Source organism: Parapedobacter sp. GCM10030251, assembly GCF_042666505.1.
Taxonomy (GTDB): Bacteria; Bacteroidota; Bacteroidia; order Sphingobacteriales; family Sphingobacteriaceae; genus Parapedobacter.
In genome coordinates this window covers 711945-727724 of record NZ_JBHTDN010000002.1, presented here as the reverse complement: position 1 = coordinate 727724, position 15780 = coordinate 711945, and the positions used below count along the sequence as shown (strand labels likewise).

The 15780-nt window shown below is 51.9% G+C and carries 13 protein-coding genes; 12 read left to right on the top strand and 1 reads right to left on the bottom strand.

Annotated features, from left to right (window positions below; all coding sequences use genetic code 11):
• Window positions 1–22 precede the first annotated feature (22 nt).
• The 5 genes from ACFQRK_RS08770 to ACFQRK_RS08750 are packed head-to-tail and all read left to right on the top strand — an operon-like array spanning window position 23 to window position 4332.
• Window positions 23–775 carry a creatininase family protein gene (locus ACFQRK_RS08770; protein ID WP_379005656.1) on the top strand — a complete coding sequence of 251 codons (753 nt, stop codon included), beginning with the start codon at window positions 23–25 and terminating at the stop codon, window positions 773–775.
• Complete coding sequence (locus tag ACFQRK_RS08765; protein ID WP_379005654.1) at window positions 765–1997, top strand: MFS transporter; 1233 nt, start codon at window positions 765–767, stop codon at window positions 1995–1997. Before ACFQRK_RS08770 ends, ACFQRK_RS08765 begins: the two co-directional genes overlap by 11 nt.
• Complete coding sequence (locus tag ACFQRK_RS08760) at window positions 1990–2286, top strand: UxaA family hydrolase (protein WP_379005652.1); 297 nt, start codon at window positions 1990–1992, stop codon at window positions 2284–2286. Before ACFQRK_RS08765 ends, ACFQRK_RS08760 begins: the two co-directional genes overlap by 8 nt.
• Window positions 2267–3484, top strand: a complete 1218-nt coding sequence (locus ACFQRK_RS08755) for a UxaA family hydrolase (protein WP_379005650.1) — start codon at window positions 2267–2269, stop codon at window positions 3482–3484. Before ACFQRK_RS08760 ends, ACFQRK_RS08755 begins: the two co-directional genes overlap by 20 nt.
• An 11-nt stretch (window positions 3485–3495) precedes the next feature.
• Window positions 3496–4332: an amidohydrolase family protein gene (locus tag ACFQRK_RS08750; RefSeq protein ID WP_379005648.1), complete on the top strand. Its 837-nt coding sequence runs from the start codon at window positions 3496–3498 to the stop codon at window positions 4330–4332.
• Window positions 4333–4555: 223 nt separating this feature from the next.
• Here ACFQRK_RS08750 and ACFQRK_RS08745 read toward each other — a convergent pair whose 3' ends face one another.
• A complete protein-coding gene (locus tag ACFQRK_RS08745; protein ID WP_379005647.1) occupies window positions 4556–5269 on the bottom strand; it encodes a FadR/GntR family transcriptional regulator in 714 nt (237 codons plus the stop codon).
• Window positions 5270–5426: 157 nt separating this feature from the next.
• Between ACFQRK_RS08745 and ACFQRK_RS08740 the strand changes: the two genes are divergently transcribed.
• Genes ACFQRK_RS08740 through ACFQRK_RS08710 form a run of 7 tightly spaced genes read left to right on the top strand, consistent with a single transcriptional unit; the run spans window position 5427 to window position 15767 of the window.
• Window positions 5427–8609, top strand: coding sequence for a SusC/RagA family TonB-linked outer membrane protein (locus ACFQRK_RS08740; protein ID WP_379005645.1), 3183 nt, complete (start codon window positions 5427–5429; stop codon window positions 8607–8609).
• Between the two features lie 33 nt (window positions 8610–8642).
• The gene (locus ACFQRK_RS08735) at window positions 8643–10133 is read left to right on the top strand and encodes a RagB/SusD family nutrient uptake outer membrane protein (RefSeq protein ID WP_379005643.1); all 1491 of its coding nucleotides are present in this window, start codon (window positions 8643–8645) and stop codon (window positions 10131–10133) included.
• Between the two features lie 26 nt (window positions 10134–10159).
• Window positions 10160–11314 carry a sialidase family protein gene (locus ACFQRK_RS08730; protein ID WP_379005641.1) on the top strand — a complete coding sequence of 385 codons (1155 nt, stop codon included), beginning with the start codon at window positions 10160–10162 and terminating at the stop codon, window positions 11312–11314.
• Between the two features lie 23 nt (window positions 11315–11337).
• Entirely contained in the window at window positions 11338–12207 is an 870-nt protein-coding gene (locus tag ACFQRK_RS08725) for a dihydrodipicolinate synthase family protein (RefSeq protein WP_379005639.1), read from the top strand.
• 2 nt (window positions 12208–12209) lie between these two features.
• On the top strand, window positions 12210–12929 hold the full coding sequence (locus ACFQRK_RS08720; protein ID WP_379005637.1) for an SGNH/GDSL hydrolase family protein: 720 nt from the start codon (window positions 12210–12212) through the stop codon (window positions 12927–12929).
• A gap of 6 nt (window positions 12930–12935) precedes the next feature.
• Window positions 12936–14120, top strand: a complete 1185-nt coding sequence (locus ACFQRK_RS08715) for a sialidase family protein (RefSeq protein ID WP_379005635.1) — start codon at window positions 12936–12938, stop codon at window positions 14118–14120.
• Window positions 14121–15767: a sialidase family protein gene (locus ACFQRK_RS08710; RefSeq protein ID WP_379005633.1), complete on the top strand. Its 1647-nt coding sequence runs from the start codon at window positions 14121–14123 to the stop codon at window positions 15765–15767.
• Window positions 15768–15780 lie beyond the last annotated feature (13 nt).

The window sequence follows — 15780 nt, the reverse complement described above, 5'->3', positions numbered from 1 at the left end:
CGAAGTAGATAAACCAAGGTAGATGCGATACGAATTCATGTTTCCTTCCCAAATACGGGAGGCGATTGCGAACAACACGCCCGTTGTGCTGGCGTTGGGGGTGTTGGAATACCACGGCGAGCACCTTTGCACCGGCGTCGATACACTCGTGATTACCCGGGCGCTGGACGAACTGGAAAAGGAGATGCCACTGGTCATTTTTCCGCCGTTTTATTACGGTGCCAGCAGCTTTGCGGTGGCGCCGGTAAGCCAGGGCAGTGTCCACAGCGGTCCGGAGCTGCTGTATCCGTTTGCGCAGAACTTATTCGATAACCTGCTGCGCATCGGATTCCGCAACATCCATGTGCTGGTACACCACCAAAGTGAAAACTTTACAGTCGGGATGCCCACGGACCTATCGTTCAAGCTGGGCGCGCGGCAGGCGATTTTCAGCTACCTGGAACGGGAACGTGGTGCGGGTTGGTGGGGCAATGCGGATGGAGCAGACTACTACGAACAGCACGAAGCGGGTGACGACCCGTTCAGCTGGATACAGATCCATCCGTTCCTGAGCGAAGAGATACAAAAGAAACATCCCATAGATCATGCCGGTAAGCTGGAGACGGCCATGATGATGGCATTCTGTCCGGAAGGGGTATCCATGGAGCAATGGGAGCCGGGAGTCTGGTATACACGAACGGCGACAGCGGCCACGCCAGCCTACGGGGCACAGGTAAAGACACTGGTGATGGAGCATTTGCGCAACTTATTAATACCGGTACGCCATGATACCTAATGCGAAGACTCCCTTGTTGCCCTTGCTGATTATCGGAAGTATGTACGTGATCTTGGGCTTCAGCGTGGGGATCAATGCCTATTTTATTCCGTTCGTGCAGGAGGCTTTTACGGTTTCTACAGCCGCCTCTTACCTGATCATGACGGCTACCTTCTCGGCCTATATCCTTTTTGGGCTGCCTTCGGGACGGATATTGAAACGGGTGGGCTACCGCCGGGGAATCACCGTTGCATTCGCCATGATTGCGGTAGGGTTTGCGCTGATCGGTTATTCGGCCACCGTCAGACAATTTTCGCTCTTCCTGGCAGCGCTATTTATTATCGGAATGGGACAGACCCTGCTCACAGGTGCGATCAACAGCTACGTGACCATCATTGGGCCTGCCGAAAGCGCCGCGAGCCGCATCAGTGCGATGGGCATCGCCGATAAGCTGGCGTTGGCTGGAGCTTCCTTGGTGCTGGGCTTGTTCCTCGACCTGTCTGCGATCCGGTTGACGGACGCCGTTATCCCGTTCTATGCCATTGCCGTAACCCTTTTTCTCCTGGGATTGGCGGTATTGCGTTCGCCACTGCCGAATATTCATGCCGAGGGTGAAGCAGATGAAACTTCAAACGGTCACGATACAAGGGGAATATGGGCGTACCCGCATGCGATTTTGGGGGCAGTGGCGATCTTCTTCGACGTGGGGGTGGAGATCGTGGCGTTGGGTTCAATCAACGACTATGCAAAGGTATTGGGGTTGCCTTCGCCCGAACATTACGTGTGGCTGACTACCTTTGGCATGGTGGGCGGCTACCTGGCCGGTATCGTCTTTATCCCGAAGTTGGTGAGTCAGCGAACAGCGCTGGCCCTATGCTGCCTATTGGGTGTCGCTACGGTGGTATCCATTACGTTGGTTCCGCCAGCGATTTCCATCTACCTGGTCGGGGGATTGGGACTGGCCAACTCGTTATTGTGGCCGACCATTTTCCCCCTCGCTTTAACCGGACTGGGTCGATTCACCAAAACCGGCTCCGCCATGCTGGTAATGGGGATCATTGGTGGCGCGATCCTTCCGCTGGTTTACGGATTCGCGGCAGAACGGGTGGGCTATCAATGGGCCTACCTGGTTTGTCTGCCATCTTACCTGTTTATGTTTTACTATGCCCTATGGGGAAGCCGTATCCCGCCGCGGAATGCGCCGCATGCCGTGCTGGCAGAAAGCGAGGGAAGCCATGGATAAGTTGTTGCACATTCATCCCGCAGACAACGTGCGGGTCTTGCGCGAGCCGCTGGCTGCGGGCGAAGCTGTGGTAATAGACGGACAAACCGTACTTTCGGCGGTCCCGCTGGGTCTTGGGCACAAAGTGGCCGCGCGTTTTATCCGGAAGGGCGAGCAGGTAATTAAGTTTGGCGTCCCGATTGGTTCGGCGACCGAAGATATCCCCATGGGTACACATGTGCACCTGCATAACCTGAAAAGTGATTATCTTCCCACCTATACGTTGACTGATGAATACATTGCCAAATAGTGAAGCTGCCCCGATACTGGGCTACCTGCGTACCGATGGGCGGAAAGGTATCCGCAACGTGATATTGGTTGCCTACCTGGTGGAGTGCGCGCATCATGTGTGCAGTGTGATTGCATCCGGTTACCCCGATGATCCGGTTCAGGTGATCGGGTTCAGTGGCTGCTATCCCAATGCCTATGCTGACCGGATGATGCGGGCATTGTGCACACATCCGAATGTCGGGGGCGTGCTGTTGGTGTCGCTGGGTTGCGAAAGCTTCAACCGCCGCCGGCTGCTGGAAACCATTGAGGCCAGCGGGCGCCCTGTGGAGTTGGTGGTCATCCAGCAGGCAGGGGGAACGAGTGCGGCCGTCGCACGTGGCCGTACATTTATTTCCGAAACCCTTCTGAAGCTCGATGCGGTACCGCGTGTCTCCCTGCAGCCTCAGGAACTCACGGTCGGAATCGTCTCGGGGGGAAGCGATGCCACCAGTGGCATTACCGCTAATCCGGCGGCCGGTTGGGCATTCGATCGGCTTCATCGGATGGGATGTACGACGATATTTGAGAATACGGGCGAGATGATCGGTTTGGAGCGGCTGGTAGCCGCACGGGCCACCACACCGGAATTGGCTGATGAATTGGAAAAGACCATTGTCAAGGCAGCGCGTTATTACGCGACGATGGGGCACGGCAGCTTTGCGCCGGGTAATGCCGAAGGCGGGTTGACCACGTTGGAAGAAAAGTCGATGGGCGCGTACGTAAAGAGTGGGACCGCACCGATCCGCGGACTGATCAAGCCGGCGGATATCCCGCCCGCACCGGGTCTGTATCTGATGGACATCGTCCCGGACGGGGAACCGCGTTTCGGTTTTCCAAATCCCACCGACATTGCGGAAATGAATGAACTCATTGCTTCCGGTGCACATATTGTGTTATTTACTACGGGTCGTGGATCCGTGGCCGGATCGGCCATTTCACCGGTCATCAAGATCTGTGCGAACCCCGAAACGTATGCGCGGATGCGCGAAGACATGGACATAAATGCGGGGCGAATACTTACCGAAGGGGTAACGGCTGAAGAGGTCGGCAATGAGATCGTCGAACAGGTCCTAGCCGTTGCGGGAGGTACACCCAGCTGTCCGGAAAAGTTGGGCCATCGGGAGTTTTCGTTGCAGTACAAAAGTTTTGAGCCGCTGGGGCCTTCGTGCTTGGCGTAAGCTGTTGATGGATGAAGAAAATAGACAGTCACCTGCACTTTTGGAACTATGAGCCGGTGAAAGATGCGTGGATCACCGATGAGATGGGCGTGCTGAAACAGGATTTCAGTCCCGATCAACTGCTGCCGCTATGTATGGCAGAGGGAATCGGAGCTGGGGTGGCCGTGCAGGCCGACCAAAGCGAGGCCGAGACAGCGTATTTGATTGGATTGTCCCAAGCCTATGATTTTATCCAAGGTGTAGTGGGTTGGGTAGATTTACGTTCGCCCGATGTCGCCGATCGCCTGGATCATTTTTCGCAATACCCGGTGGTTAAAGGCTATCGTCACATCGTGCAATCGGAACGGCAGGACGACTTTCTGCTCCGGGGCGACTTTTGTCGGGGGGTTGCAGAGCTTGGCAGGCGCGGACTGACCTACGATGTGCTGATCTATCCGAAGCACCTGCCTTATGCCCTGGAGTTTGTGAGGCGATTCCCGAACCAGCGGTTTATGATCGACCACATCGCCAAACCCGCTATCCGGGACGGGCAATTTGAGACGTGGCGCCGGGCGCTGGAACCTTTTGGCAGGGAAGCTCATGTTTCGTGCAAAATAGCTGGGCTAACCACGGAAGCCCACTGGCATGCCTGGCAATCCAGTGATTTCGCCCGTTACCTGGATGCGGTACTGGAAATATTCGGTTCCGACCGATTGGTGTTCGGCAGCGACTGGCCGGTGTGCTTGGTTGGTGCCGACTATACCCAAACCTGCCACATATTGTCTGAAAATATGGCCCAACTCAGCAAAGCGGAAAAGGAAAAGATCTGGGGAGGCAATTGTGCACGTTTTTATGACTTGCCGGGATAACGATTGTATCCCTGTCGTCTGACTGCTGCCAGACTGCTGCCAGACTGCTGCGGGTGGCTTAGTGATATACGTGCGATGAACTGGCTGTCCGCTGGCGGTTTTTTGCACCGGTATCGCAACGTGACCGCACCGAAAGCGCCAGCGGACCCCTCGATGATGCGGAACGTTTTGACAACGGACGTATCCAATGTTTATTCACGTCCCTGTCGGAGCCGTTGAAGCATTACTCTGTGCTTAATTTTTTAAAGTAAACCATCAGGTGCGTGCGCATCTGGCTCCTGAATTGTTCCGGATTGCCGTGTTTTAGCGTATTGAGAAGGTCGCGGTGGGAGATGGGGCTCACGTCTTCCGGCAAATTGCCTGTGTACGTACCGGTGTCTTCGGAGAGGTTGGCGTACACGTGATCAAATATGGGCAAGAGCATCTTTTGGAATCGCATGATCGTCTTATTACCCGAAAGCTTATAAAGCATAGAATGGAATTCGATGTCGTATTTAACGATGTCGATTTTTTTGGTTGTCTTTTCTTCCTTCTCAACGATTTTTTCCAACTTATCAAGATCGGCCTCGTTTTTCCTTAGGAAAAGCACATCGCCCAATCCGACCTCAATAACCAGGCGCATCTCAAAAATCTCATTCATCGTCTCGTCGTCTAGCAACTGGGGATTGAGTACGCGCTCCATGTTGTTGAAAACATCGGGTTTGGCAATCACCATGCCCCGGTTTTTGCGTGTTTCGATGATGCCCAGGGTGCGGAAACGTGAGAGGGCTTCGCGGATCGCCGTCCGGCTTACGCCCATGGCTTGGGCGAGTTCGATTTCTTTAGGCAAAGAATCTCCGGGCTGAAAATTTTCCGTGCGCAGGTATTCCTGCAAGCTCATTTCTATTTTATCTACCTGGCTTAAATTTTCGACAGGACGTAGTTTCTCTAAGGACATGAAAGCGGATTACATTTAATACCCTGCAAAAGTACGGCATTTTTTCTAAAATAAATATGTCGTACATTTTTAAATTTTTATTTGGTTTTGTGTTTTTACTGGTTATATTTGCTGTACATATGTCGTACATATGTTTTCCAAACCAGTAAACAAGAATATGAAAAGAAAAAATCAACTCCTTAAGTTTTTCCCAGGGCTAATGCCTATGCTTCTGTTGGCGTCTTTTGCGTACGCGCAAACCCAGGTTTCGGGGGTGGTAAAAGGACCGGATAACAGTCCCTTATCGGGTGTAAGCATTGAAGTGGTGGGAGGGCAGACGCAGGCAAGTACAAATGACGAAGGACGATTTACCGTATCGGTTGAGAATTTGCAGCAGTCTTTACGGTTCTCGTATATCGGAATGAAGAGCTTGGTCGTCCCGTTGGAGGGCAGGGAATCAATAACCGTCATCTTGGAAGACGACAGTCACAGCTTGAGTGAAGTGGTAGTTATTGGTTACGGGCAGCAATCACGCGCGACCCTGACCACATCCATTTCAAAGGTGGATGACAAGGTGCTGGAAAATATTCCGTTTTCCAACCCCGCTTCGGCTTTGCAGGGAACCGTGTCCGGATTGCGGGTGCAAAGCACTTCCGGCCAGCCCGGAAAGGCACCGCGGGTAATTCTCCGGGGTAGTACGTCTATTAACAACCCGAATGGATCAGCACCGCTTTACCTTATTGACGGGGTCATTCGTGATAACATGGATAATGTAAATGCCGATGACATAGAATCGATACAGGCGCTGAAAGATGCAGCGGCTACCTCTATCTACGGTGCCCGCGGTTCCAATGGCGTAATTTTGATCACGACAAAGTCCGGGAAAGCAGGGACTTCACGTATTTCATATGGCTATGACCTGACAGCGTCGCAACTGGGCAAGCAATATGACTTGGTTTCGGCAAGGGACTATATCTATTTTCAGCGTTTAGGCATCGCGGCCAGAGGAATCACTGACCCAACCCAGCTTGCCAAACTTTCACAAGCATCCAGCGCAGGAACCGGAAACGATTTGACTAAAAATACAGCGTTTACCACCCAGTACCTGACCGCAGATAACGAATATAAACTTAATGAAGGTTGGCAACAAATGCCTGATCCCATTGACCCATCCAAGACCATTATTTATAAGGAAACCGACTTTCAGAATATCCTTTTCCGCACCGGGATGTCCCATAACCACTCGATCAGTGCTTCAGGAGGTAACGAAAAAGCTACGTTTAATGCCAGTGTAGGATACTTGAATAACCAAGGAATCGCGATAAAGACCGACTACAAACGGCTCTCGGTAAACCTGAATGGCGAACTCAATCTGCGTGACAACCTGAAGGTTTTCGGCCGGATGATGTACGCTAATCTGGGAGATCGACAAGTGAGTAATCTAACCAATATTTTTTCAAGATCCATCGCCATACCGGCGACAACCAAATACCGTTACGAAGATGGAACCCTGGCACCCGGATTGAATGCGTCAATCGGAAACCCGGAATATCACCTCAACACACAAGAAGCAAAAAACGCAGAGTCAAATCTAACCGTTGCGTTGGGAGGACGTTGGGAAATTTTACCCGGTTTTGCATTTGAACCACAAGTGTCGTTATATACCATCAATGCCGATAGCCTCTTTTTTCAACGATCGTATTATAATGGGCCTTTGCAGTTTATCGATGCCCGCAATGCCGCAGGTGCCGCTTCCAAACAGGTGCAGCAGCAAGCGGATGCATTGTTTACCTATGTAAAATCGGTGAATTCCGCACACAATATCGATGCAACGGCGGGCTTTTCCTACTTTGGCAGATTCAATTCGGAACTCGAAGCAAGTGGTCAGGGTGCGGCATCGGATCTGATCCCGACACTCAACGCGTCCGGTACACCGGTTGCGGTGGGCGGTGCCGAAACCGAACAGCTGATTACGGGTTTTCTGGGACGTGTGAACTATGATTTTAAGCGGAAATACCTGGTTTCGCTGAACGCCCGTTATGACGGTGCTTCAAACTTGGGTGACAATCACAAATGGGGCTTTTTCCCGGGTGTAGCGCTCGGATGGAACTTGCATGAGGAGGATTTTTGGGGCGAACGACTGGCCAACTTATTACAACTGAAATTGCGAGCCAGCTATGGGGTAAATGGCAATATCAGTGACTTGGGGCCTTATCAGGCGCAAGGAGAGTATTCGGTTGGCGTGCGGTACGGCGGCTACGCCGCTATCCGGAATACGGTATTGCCCAACAACGATCTCAAATGGGAGCAGTCTAAAACACTGAATGTGGGGGCCGATATCGGTTTGTTCCGAAATCGCGTCAACTTACTGATCGACATTTATCGCCGTGTGACAGACAACCTGTTGACCAGAATGAGCTTACCTCAATCAACCGGTTTTGCCAATATATTGACAAACCTGGGCAGCTTAGAGAACCGGGGTTTTGATTTCGAACTTTCAGCAAATATACTGCCCGCTGAATCGCCCGTGCAATGGCTCTTTTCATTCAATGCGTCGAAAGTTAAAAATAAGATTCTTGAGTTGCCTTATAATGGAATAGAAAACAATCGGGTCGGTGGCGTATACGTTTGGGACCCGGCGAGAGGCGACTACGCGTGGTTGGGTGGATTGCAGGAAGGGGGGCGGATAGGCGATTTGTTTGCTTATAAGCAACTGGGAATCTATGCAACCGATGAGGAGGCTGCCGCAGGCCCTGTTGACATGATCATCCCGGGCACCAACAAAACAAAATACGGAGGTAGTGTGAATTGGCTTGACGCAGACAACAACGGCCTAATCGAAGCAACGGATCGGGTGTATGTGGGCAATATCTATCCGGTCTGGACGGGGGGGCTAGCATCCGCGGTGAGTTACAAAGGCGTGTCCCTGAACGTCCGGATGGATTATACCACCGGTCACACCATTTACAATTATACGCGTGCACAGGGCATCGGCCAATTCGTCGGCGAAAACGGCCTGGTTTCTGACGTATTGCGTTCTTGGCAGAAGCCCGGCGATATCACGGACGTACCGAAAGTGTATTGGGCAGACCAACAAGCGCAGAATAATCTCTTCCGGGGTAATTCAAAGTACTACGAGTCGGGCGATTTCCTCGCGTTGCGGGAATTGACACTCAGTTACAATATTCCCGCAAACTGGCTGCAGCGGGCGAAGATTAGCAGCCTGCGACTGAATTTGACCGGCAGCAACCTGTATTATTTTACGAAATATGAGGGCCTGAATCCGGAAGAGGGCGGGGACGACCGCGGACGGTATCCCGTGCCACGGAACTTTATTTTCGGAGTAAATGTCACATTTTAAATCAACCCGTTGCATTGATAAAAATATAGCGTAATGAAAACGACAAAACGATTTATTTTCACCACTTTTATGCTTGTCTCCTTGGGAGTGACAGGACTGATGACCGCCTGCAACGATCAATTGACATTGGAACCGATAAGCCAAATATCAAATGCCTCTTTCTGGAAAACGGAGGATGATGCACTGGGGGGTATGTATGGGATGTATGCCCGACTGCGGGACCAAGTGCGGACAAATTTATTTTTATGGGGTGAAGCGCGCAGTGAAATGATGGACCGTAGTCTGGGAGGTACCAATAACTACGAAAGATACTACCAGAATTCGTTGGACCGCAACTTTGCCGGACCGGATTGGACAGGGCTATACACGGTCGTACATGATGCGAATCTGCTGATCAAGAACGTGCCAAATATACCGTTCGGATCCGAAGCCGATAAGAATGCGGTGTTGGCGCAGGCCTATACTATGCGTGCTTACGTCTATTTTATTATGGTGCGGACGTGGGGTGGAGTGCCACTCGTTACCGAACCGACAGAAGGCTATAGCCCGGATATGACCCAGCGGCGGAAAGCCCCGGTTGCAGACATATTCGCACTCATAAAGCAGGATCTGGATCAGGCGGTTTCGCTGTTCCCCGACAATGCATTCACACCGGGCCGCTTTTTCTGGTCCAAGCCTGCAGCGCTGACGCTGAAAGCGGATGTTTATCTGTGGACGGGTAAGCGGCTGAATGGCGGAAACCCAGACTTCGAGACCGCCCTGACTGCCTTGGAGGATGCAAAAAATGCAGATCTTGAACTACTTAGCAATTATTCCCAGATTTTTACGTACAACAATAAAGGGAATAAGGAAATCCTGATGGCAGTACGGTTTCAGGAACTGGAAGTGGCCAGTCAAGTCGCCTACCAGGACATGTACATGTCAAGTGCCTTTCTACCCCCGGATCTGGATGATGCCACCGCAGCGGCGATAGGTACCCTTGGGGGCAACCCATATTGGCGGGTTTCCGACGAAGTGCGGGAGCAATTTACCGACGACGATCAACGCAAACGGGCTACCTACCTGGATATTTATACGAATCAAGGACAGGATTTTTACGGCTCGATAATGATGAAGTTCAAAGGGACGGTCATCGGAGGCGCCCGGCAGTTCCTTGATGACTTTATCGTATACCGGTATGCCGACTTGTTACTGATGATTGCCGAAGCGAAGAACGCGCTTGGTCAGGACCCGTCGGAAGAGATGAACCTGGTCCGTAGCCGTGCTTACGGCGAGCACGCGGCCGATCATGTTTTTACGAGTACTACGCCCGAAGCAAACGACGATGCCATTTTAAAGGAGCGTCTCCTGGAGCTAGCCTTGGAAGGTAAACGCTGGTGGGACTTGGTGCGATTTGACCAAGCATTTGAACGCGTACCTTCCCTACGGGACCGGGCGGATGAGCGGTATTTGCTGTTGTTTCCGATTTCAGAAACCACACTGAGCCTGGAGCCTAATGTAGAGCAAAACGACGGATATAACTAATGACAAACCAAAAAACGATTATGCAAATGAATTTTAAAAATAACGGGAATTTTAAAAATAGCGGTTGGCAACTTACGATGCTGTGTGTCGTACTCTTGATGGGAGGCTGTCAGCATTCTAATTCCAAATCGGCTGATAAACCTCTTAATGAGCGGGTACTCCATTTACCGCCCGGCCCCGACAATCCCCGCAATAGCGAAGGAGATTTCATCACGTTGAAGGATGGACGCATATTGTTTATATATAGCCGTTACACGGGAGAATCTACGAGTGATCATGCACCCGCTTACCTGGCGGGACGTACCTCATCCGACGGTGGAAAAACCTGGTCTACGGAAGATCAGCTGATCGTTGAAAGAGAGGGCGATATGAATGTGATGTCGGTATCGCTCCTGCGGTTACAGAACGGAAATATCGCCTTGTTTTATCTGCGGAAGAATGCGGTGACAGATTGCATACCGATGATGCGTATATCAACCGACGAAGCGGCAACATGGAGCGAACCTATTGCCTGCATTACCGATAAAAAAGGGTATTTTGTCTTAAATAACGATCGGGTTATTCAACTGGAGGATGGACGTTTGATGATGGCGGTGGCGCTTCATCAAACCCCCAATGGCGAATGGAAGAATGAGGCGTCGTTGTACGCATATTACTCAGACGACAACGGCCGGAACTGGGTGTCAAGTGAAGTTGTACCCAATGAACAAGGGGTCATCACCCAGGAACCGGGATTGGTGGAGTTAACGGATGGCCGGATCATGATGTACATCCGCGCCAGTGGCGGCGCGCAGCAATTGTCTTATTCATCGGATCGCGGAGCTACGTGGAGTCCGATCGAAAAGAGCAATATTGCCTCTCCGCTTTCACCCGCGACGATCAAACGGATTCCGAAAACCGGAGATTTATTGCTCGTCTGGAACAATAACGATGGAAGTAATTCCGACATCAAAGATAAGCGGACACCGCTGACTGTGGCGATATCCAGCGACGAGGGAAAGACGTGGACACACCTGAAAGATATCGAAACCGATCCGGATGGCTGGTATTGCTACATTGCCGTAGACTTTGTAGCGGAAGACCGGGTATTGCTGAGCTATTGCGCGGGTAGTTCCTCCCAAAAAACGCATCTTTCAGTTACCGATATCCGGCGGCTGGATGTAGATTGGCTGTATTTGTAACGCACCGATTCAAAGAAAGAGAGATGACAGAAAGACAACTTTCCGGTGTGGTGATTGCGATGCCTACACCTTTGCTCGACGACGAAGAAATCGACCTAGCATCGTTGCATCGGTTGATAGACCATACGGTGAGTGAGGGAGCAAACGCGATCATGATCGGTGGTACCATGGGCGAAGGCGTGGCATTGCTCGAAGGTCAGAAGCGGAAATTGATCGAAGCCGCATCGGTTCACAATGCGGGCCGCGTGCCGTTGTTGGCAACGGTATCCGAGACCTCCACAAAACGATGCATTGCCTTTATACGGTCAATTGCGGATTGCCCGGTTGATTATGTAGTTTGTACCACGCCTTTTTACAATCGGTTTCCGGACGCAACTAGCATACTATCCCACGTGAAGGCCGTGGCCGAAAGCACCGACATCCCGGTGGTTTTTTACAACGCTCCGCTCAGTACGGGGAATCCCGTGGACGTGGATACCCTGGATCGTATCCTAAACCTCGATAACATTGCCGGGGTGAAGGACTCCAGCACCAATTTCCGTGCGTTTATGGAGTTACTGCGCAGGTATCCCAAAAATAACAGACCGGGTGCCATCATGCAGGGCGATGAAGCAGTCTTTGATGTCAGCTTATTACTCGGAGCAGACGGTGTCGTATCCGGCGGAGGTGTGGTATTTATCCACCTGCTGCTGCAATTGTTGCAAGCAGCATTCTCCAACCAGCCGGAGGCAGCCATGAAATGGCAACGTAAATTGACGGAGGAACTTACGGCCTTGTTGGGTAACCACGCGGGGAGGGATTGGGTTTTTCGCATCAAAAGCCGATTGTTCCGCGAGGGGATCATTACCAATCCCAATGTCTCCGCTCCGTTCTATAAACAAGCCAATGCCTGAACATGAGCGGACGAACCCACATCGCTACGTATTTCGCCTTGGTCCTGCTGGTATTGTTCTCCGGTGGTTGTGGTCACGCATGGGCTATGCAAACCGATACACTGCGGATTGTGGCTTTTGGCAACTCCACTACGGCAACGCGACCGGAGGTCAGGCAGGTTTATCCCGAGCGGCTGCAACATTTGTTGGAAAAAGCAGGGGTGCGAAGTGCCGTGTTCAATGCAGGTACGGGAGGCAGCCATACCGGTTCCCTTGCTGACAACGATTTTCACAAAGTCAGGCATGGCAGGGAGCGGTTCGGAGAGGTGTTGGCCCAGCAGGCGGATTGGGTGGTGATCTGGTTTGGAATAAACGACGCTTGGGTAGACGATGAAAAACAGCGGCAATCCCGTATCCCGTTGGAAGTTTACAAACGGAACCTGAATTACTTCATTGACGAGATCCGGAAACAGGGAGGCAAGGTAATCTTAATGACGCCGAATCCGTTGGGATCCCGGTATGAAGCCTGGCGTTCCAAACGATTGGCCCGATACCGCAATGCGACGATACGGGTGGCAGCGGCCAACGATGTGAAATTGGTTGATGTGTGGCAGCTGTGTACCGACTATGCCCATGAAAATAATTTGAAAATCGATGACCTCTTGCTGGACGGAATGCATCCGAACGACCGGGCGCATGAACTGATTGCGAAGGTTTTACTGGACGTAATAGAAACCAATTGACCAACCATGAAAAGAAACCGTGTAAACAATAGTTTAACGACACTGCTGGGATTGCTTTGCTTGTGCAGTGCCGTATCTGCGCAGAACAAAAATGGGAGCGATGCCGGCGTAGGACCGGGAAGCTTTACGGAAAACGGGGCCTGGATACCGCAAGGCGCCGAGGCAATGGATGGGTTGAAAATGGGGCCGTTCGTCAATCTTCCCAACGGGGGGATACTAACCATCGACGGGTACCAATGCTTCATCAGCAGTGATGAGGGGCTCCACTGGCAGGCGTATCCGATTTTTGCCGACAGCATGAAATACGACATCCGGCCCGAACGGGCGTTAATACGCACGTCAAGCGGGGTGATTATCCTGGCGTTTGCCAACGATAAAGAGCGTGCAAACTGGAATTGGAACCCCGAGATTTCGGATTCGCCGGGAGCTATTTTGCCTACCTACACCGTGCGTAGCCTGGATGGCGGAAAAACGTGGGAAGAACCTCAAAAGTTACACGACGAGTGGACGGGTGCCATCCGCGACATCATCGAAACCACCGACGGAAACATCGTGTTTACCACGATGATGATGCGCCACAACCCCGGTCACCATACGGTGCTGACGTATACCAGTAAAGATCAGGGAAAAAGTTGGCTACGTAGCAACGTGATCGACCTCGGAGGGGTAGGCCATCACAGCGGTGTAACGGAGTCGACGCTTGTCCAATTAAAGGACGGCCGGCTGTGGATGTTAATGCGGACAAATTGGGGTACGTTCTGGGAAGTTTATTCGAATGACGACGGACTGAAATGGGACGATGTGAAGACAACGACCATCGATGCCAGTGCTTCGCCGGGACTTCTCAAGCGGTTGGCCAGCGGTAGGCTTGTACTGATATGGAACCGAAGAAATCCCGAAGGGCAGCATTCCTATCCCTTAGTGGGGGGAGATCTCCAATGGTCGGAGACACCCGCGAGTGTACATCGTGAAGAGTTGTCAATCGCTTTTTCCGAAGACGACGGAAAGAACTGGAGCAAGCCGGTTGTCATTGCCAAGTGCACCCCAAAGATGAAATACATGAACTTGCCCGGTGGCGCCAAAGACTTGTCGTATCCTTACGCATTGGAGGCAAAACCGGGAGAATTGTGGATTACGACTTGGCGCGGAGGCTTGCGATTGAAATTGAAGGAAGCTGATTTCGTGCGATAGATGAAAAACGAATTGACCCGGCTGTTCTGTGTGTTCCTCGCGTGCTGCGGGTTGCTACCGGCATCGGCCGTTCCCGTCGATTCGCTGAAACCGCCCGTTGAATTCGGCATGCGGTTGCGACCGGCTCCGTCAGCTACCCGCCTGGTTTATGAGCCGGTGGTGGCTGCTTCGGCACCCAGCAATGAAGCTACCCTTGTTAAACGCATGTCTGGTGAGCTTTGTGTGTTTTTCATCAACCGGCCGGGCGATGCGAATCAACTGATGTTCATCCGGTCGGTCGATGGCGGGATTTCATGGAGTGAACCCATTAAGGCGTTTGACCTTCCGGGGCAGGCGTATTATGCAAATCAGGTGTTGGAAGACCGTGAGGGCGTGTTACATGCTGTTTTCCACGTGTTTTCGGCGGGCGGTAATGGATACAGAGGAAGGCACCTAAACTTATGGTATACGCGGAAGCGGGCCGGTGAGGCTTGGGAAAAGCCCAAAAAAATCTACACAGGCTATGTAGGCTCGATGCGGGGTTTCATTCAGTTGACGAATGGCCGTTTGCTTTTGCCGTTCGCCCGTGCGGTGCCCTCCCGGGAACAAAAGCCTGCATCCGGTGAAGTTGATTACGGTTGGAATGAGATTGCAACGTTGTACTCGGATGACAGCGGGGAAAATTGGGTAATGGCTGATGATCTGTTAACGATTGAGGTAGACCCTCACAACGTGACACGGTACGGTGCGATTGAGCCAACCCTTATCGAACAAAAAAATGGCGATGTATGGATGCTGATACGGACCAATACGGGGCGTCTATACGAATCCTTTTCAAAAGACCGGGGAACCACGTGGTCGCAACCGCAGCCAACCAATTGGATCTCATCGGATTCGCCGGCTACGTTGACGAGGTTGCGTGACAACCGGCTCATCGTAATGTGGTGCGGCAACCAACGGCACGATAATCCGCGCAGTTACGCCAATGGCGGGCGAGAGGTATTGCATGCAGCCATCTCAAGCGATGAGGGCAGGACGTGGCACGGATACCGGGAAATATTGATAAGTTTACCAGAATCCGGGCAAAAGGGCGACCGGGGGGCGGCATATCCTTCCGCTGTGGAGAACAGCGATGGCAAAGTGGTGTTTGTGTCGGGGCAAGCGGAAGCACGGGCAATTGCCCTATTTGATCCCAACTGGCTCGAAGAGAAAAGAGCAAGCGATGATTTATCGGACGGCTTGGAGCAATGGACGTGCTTCGGCGCAGGGAACGATTTTGACCGATCCACCGGTGAGGCAGTTTGGAACTTTCCGGCAGCGGAAAAAGGAAAAATTCGTGTTCACATTCGCGGTTCCGCTCCGGTCGTCGGACTGGAGTTAGGGCTTACGGACCATTTCAGCATTTCTCAGGATACCATGGCGATGGCAAATGCGGTAGTCGGCATCGGTTCGCAGGAGCTGGAAATAGTGAAAACGGGAGGGGAACAGGTTGTGGAAATGACCTGGGATAACGCAACTGAAGAAGTGGTCATTCGTGTCAATGGAGCGTATAAGATGACCAAACGGTTCAGCAGATCTCCAATAAATGGGTTGAATTATTTCCGGTTAGGACCCTTGCCCGTCAACGGCAAGTTTTTGGTCACCGCCATTGAATTTAAGGCGCTATAATATAGAAAAGAGT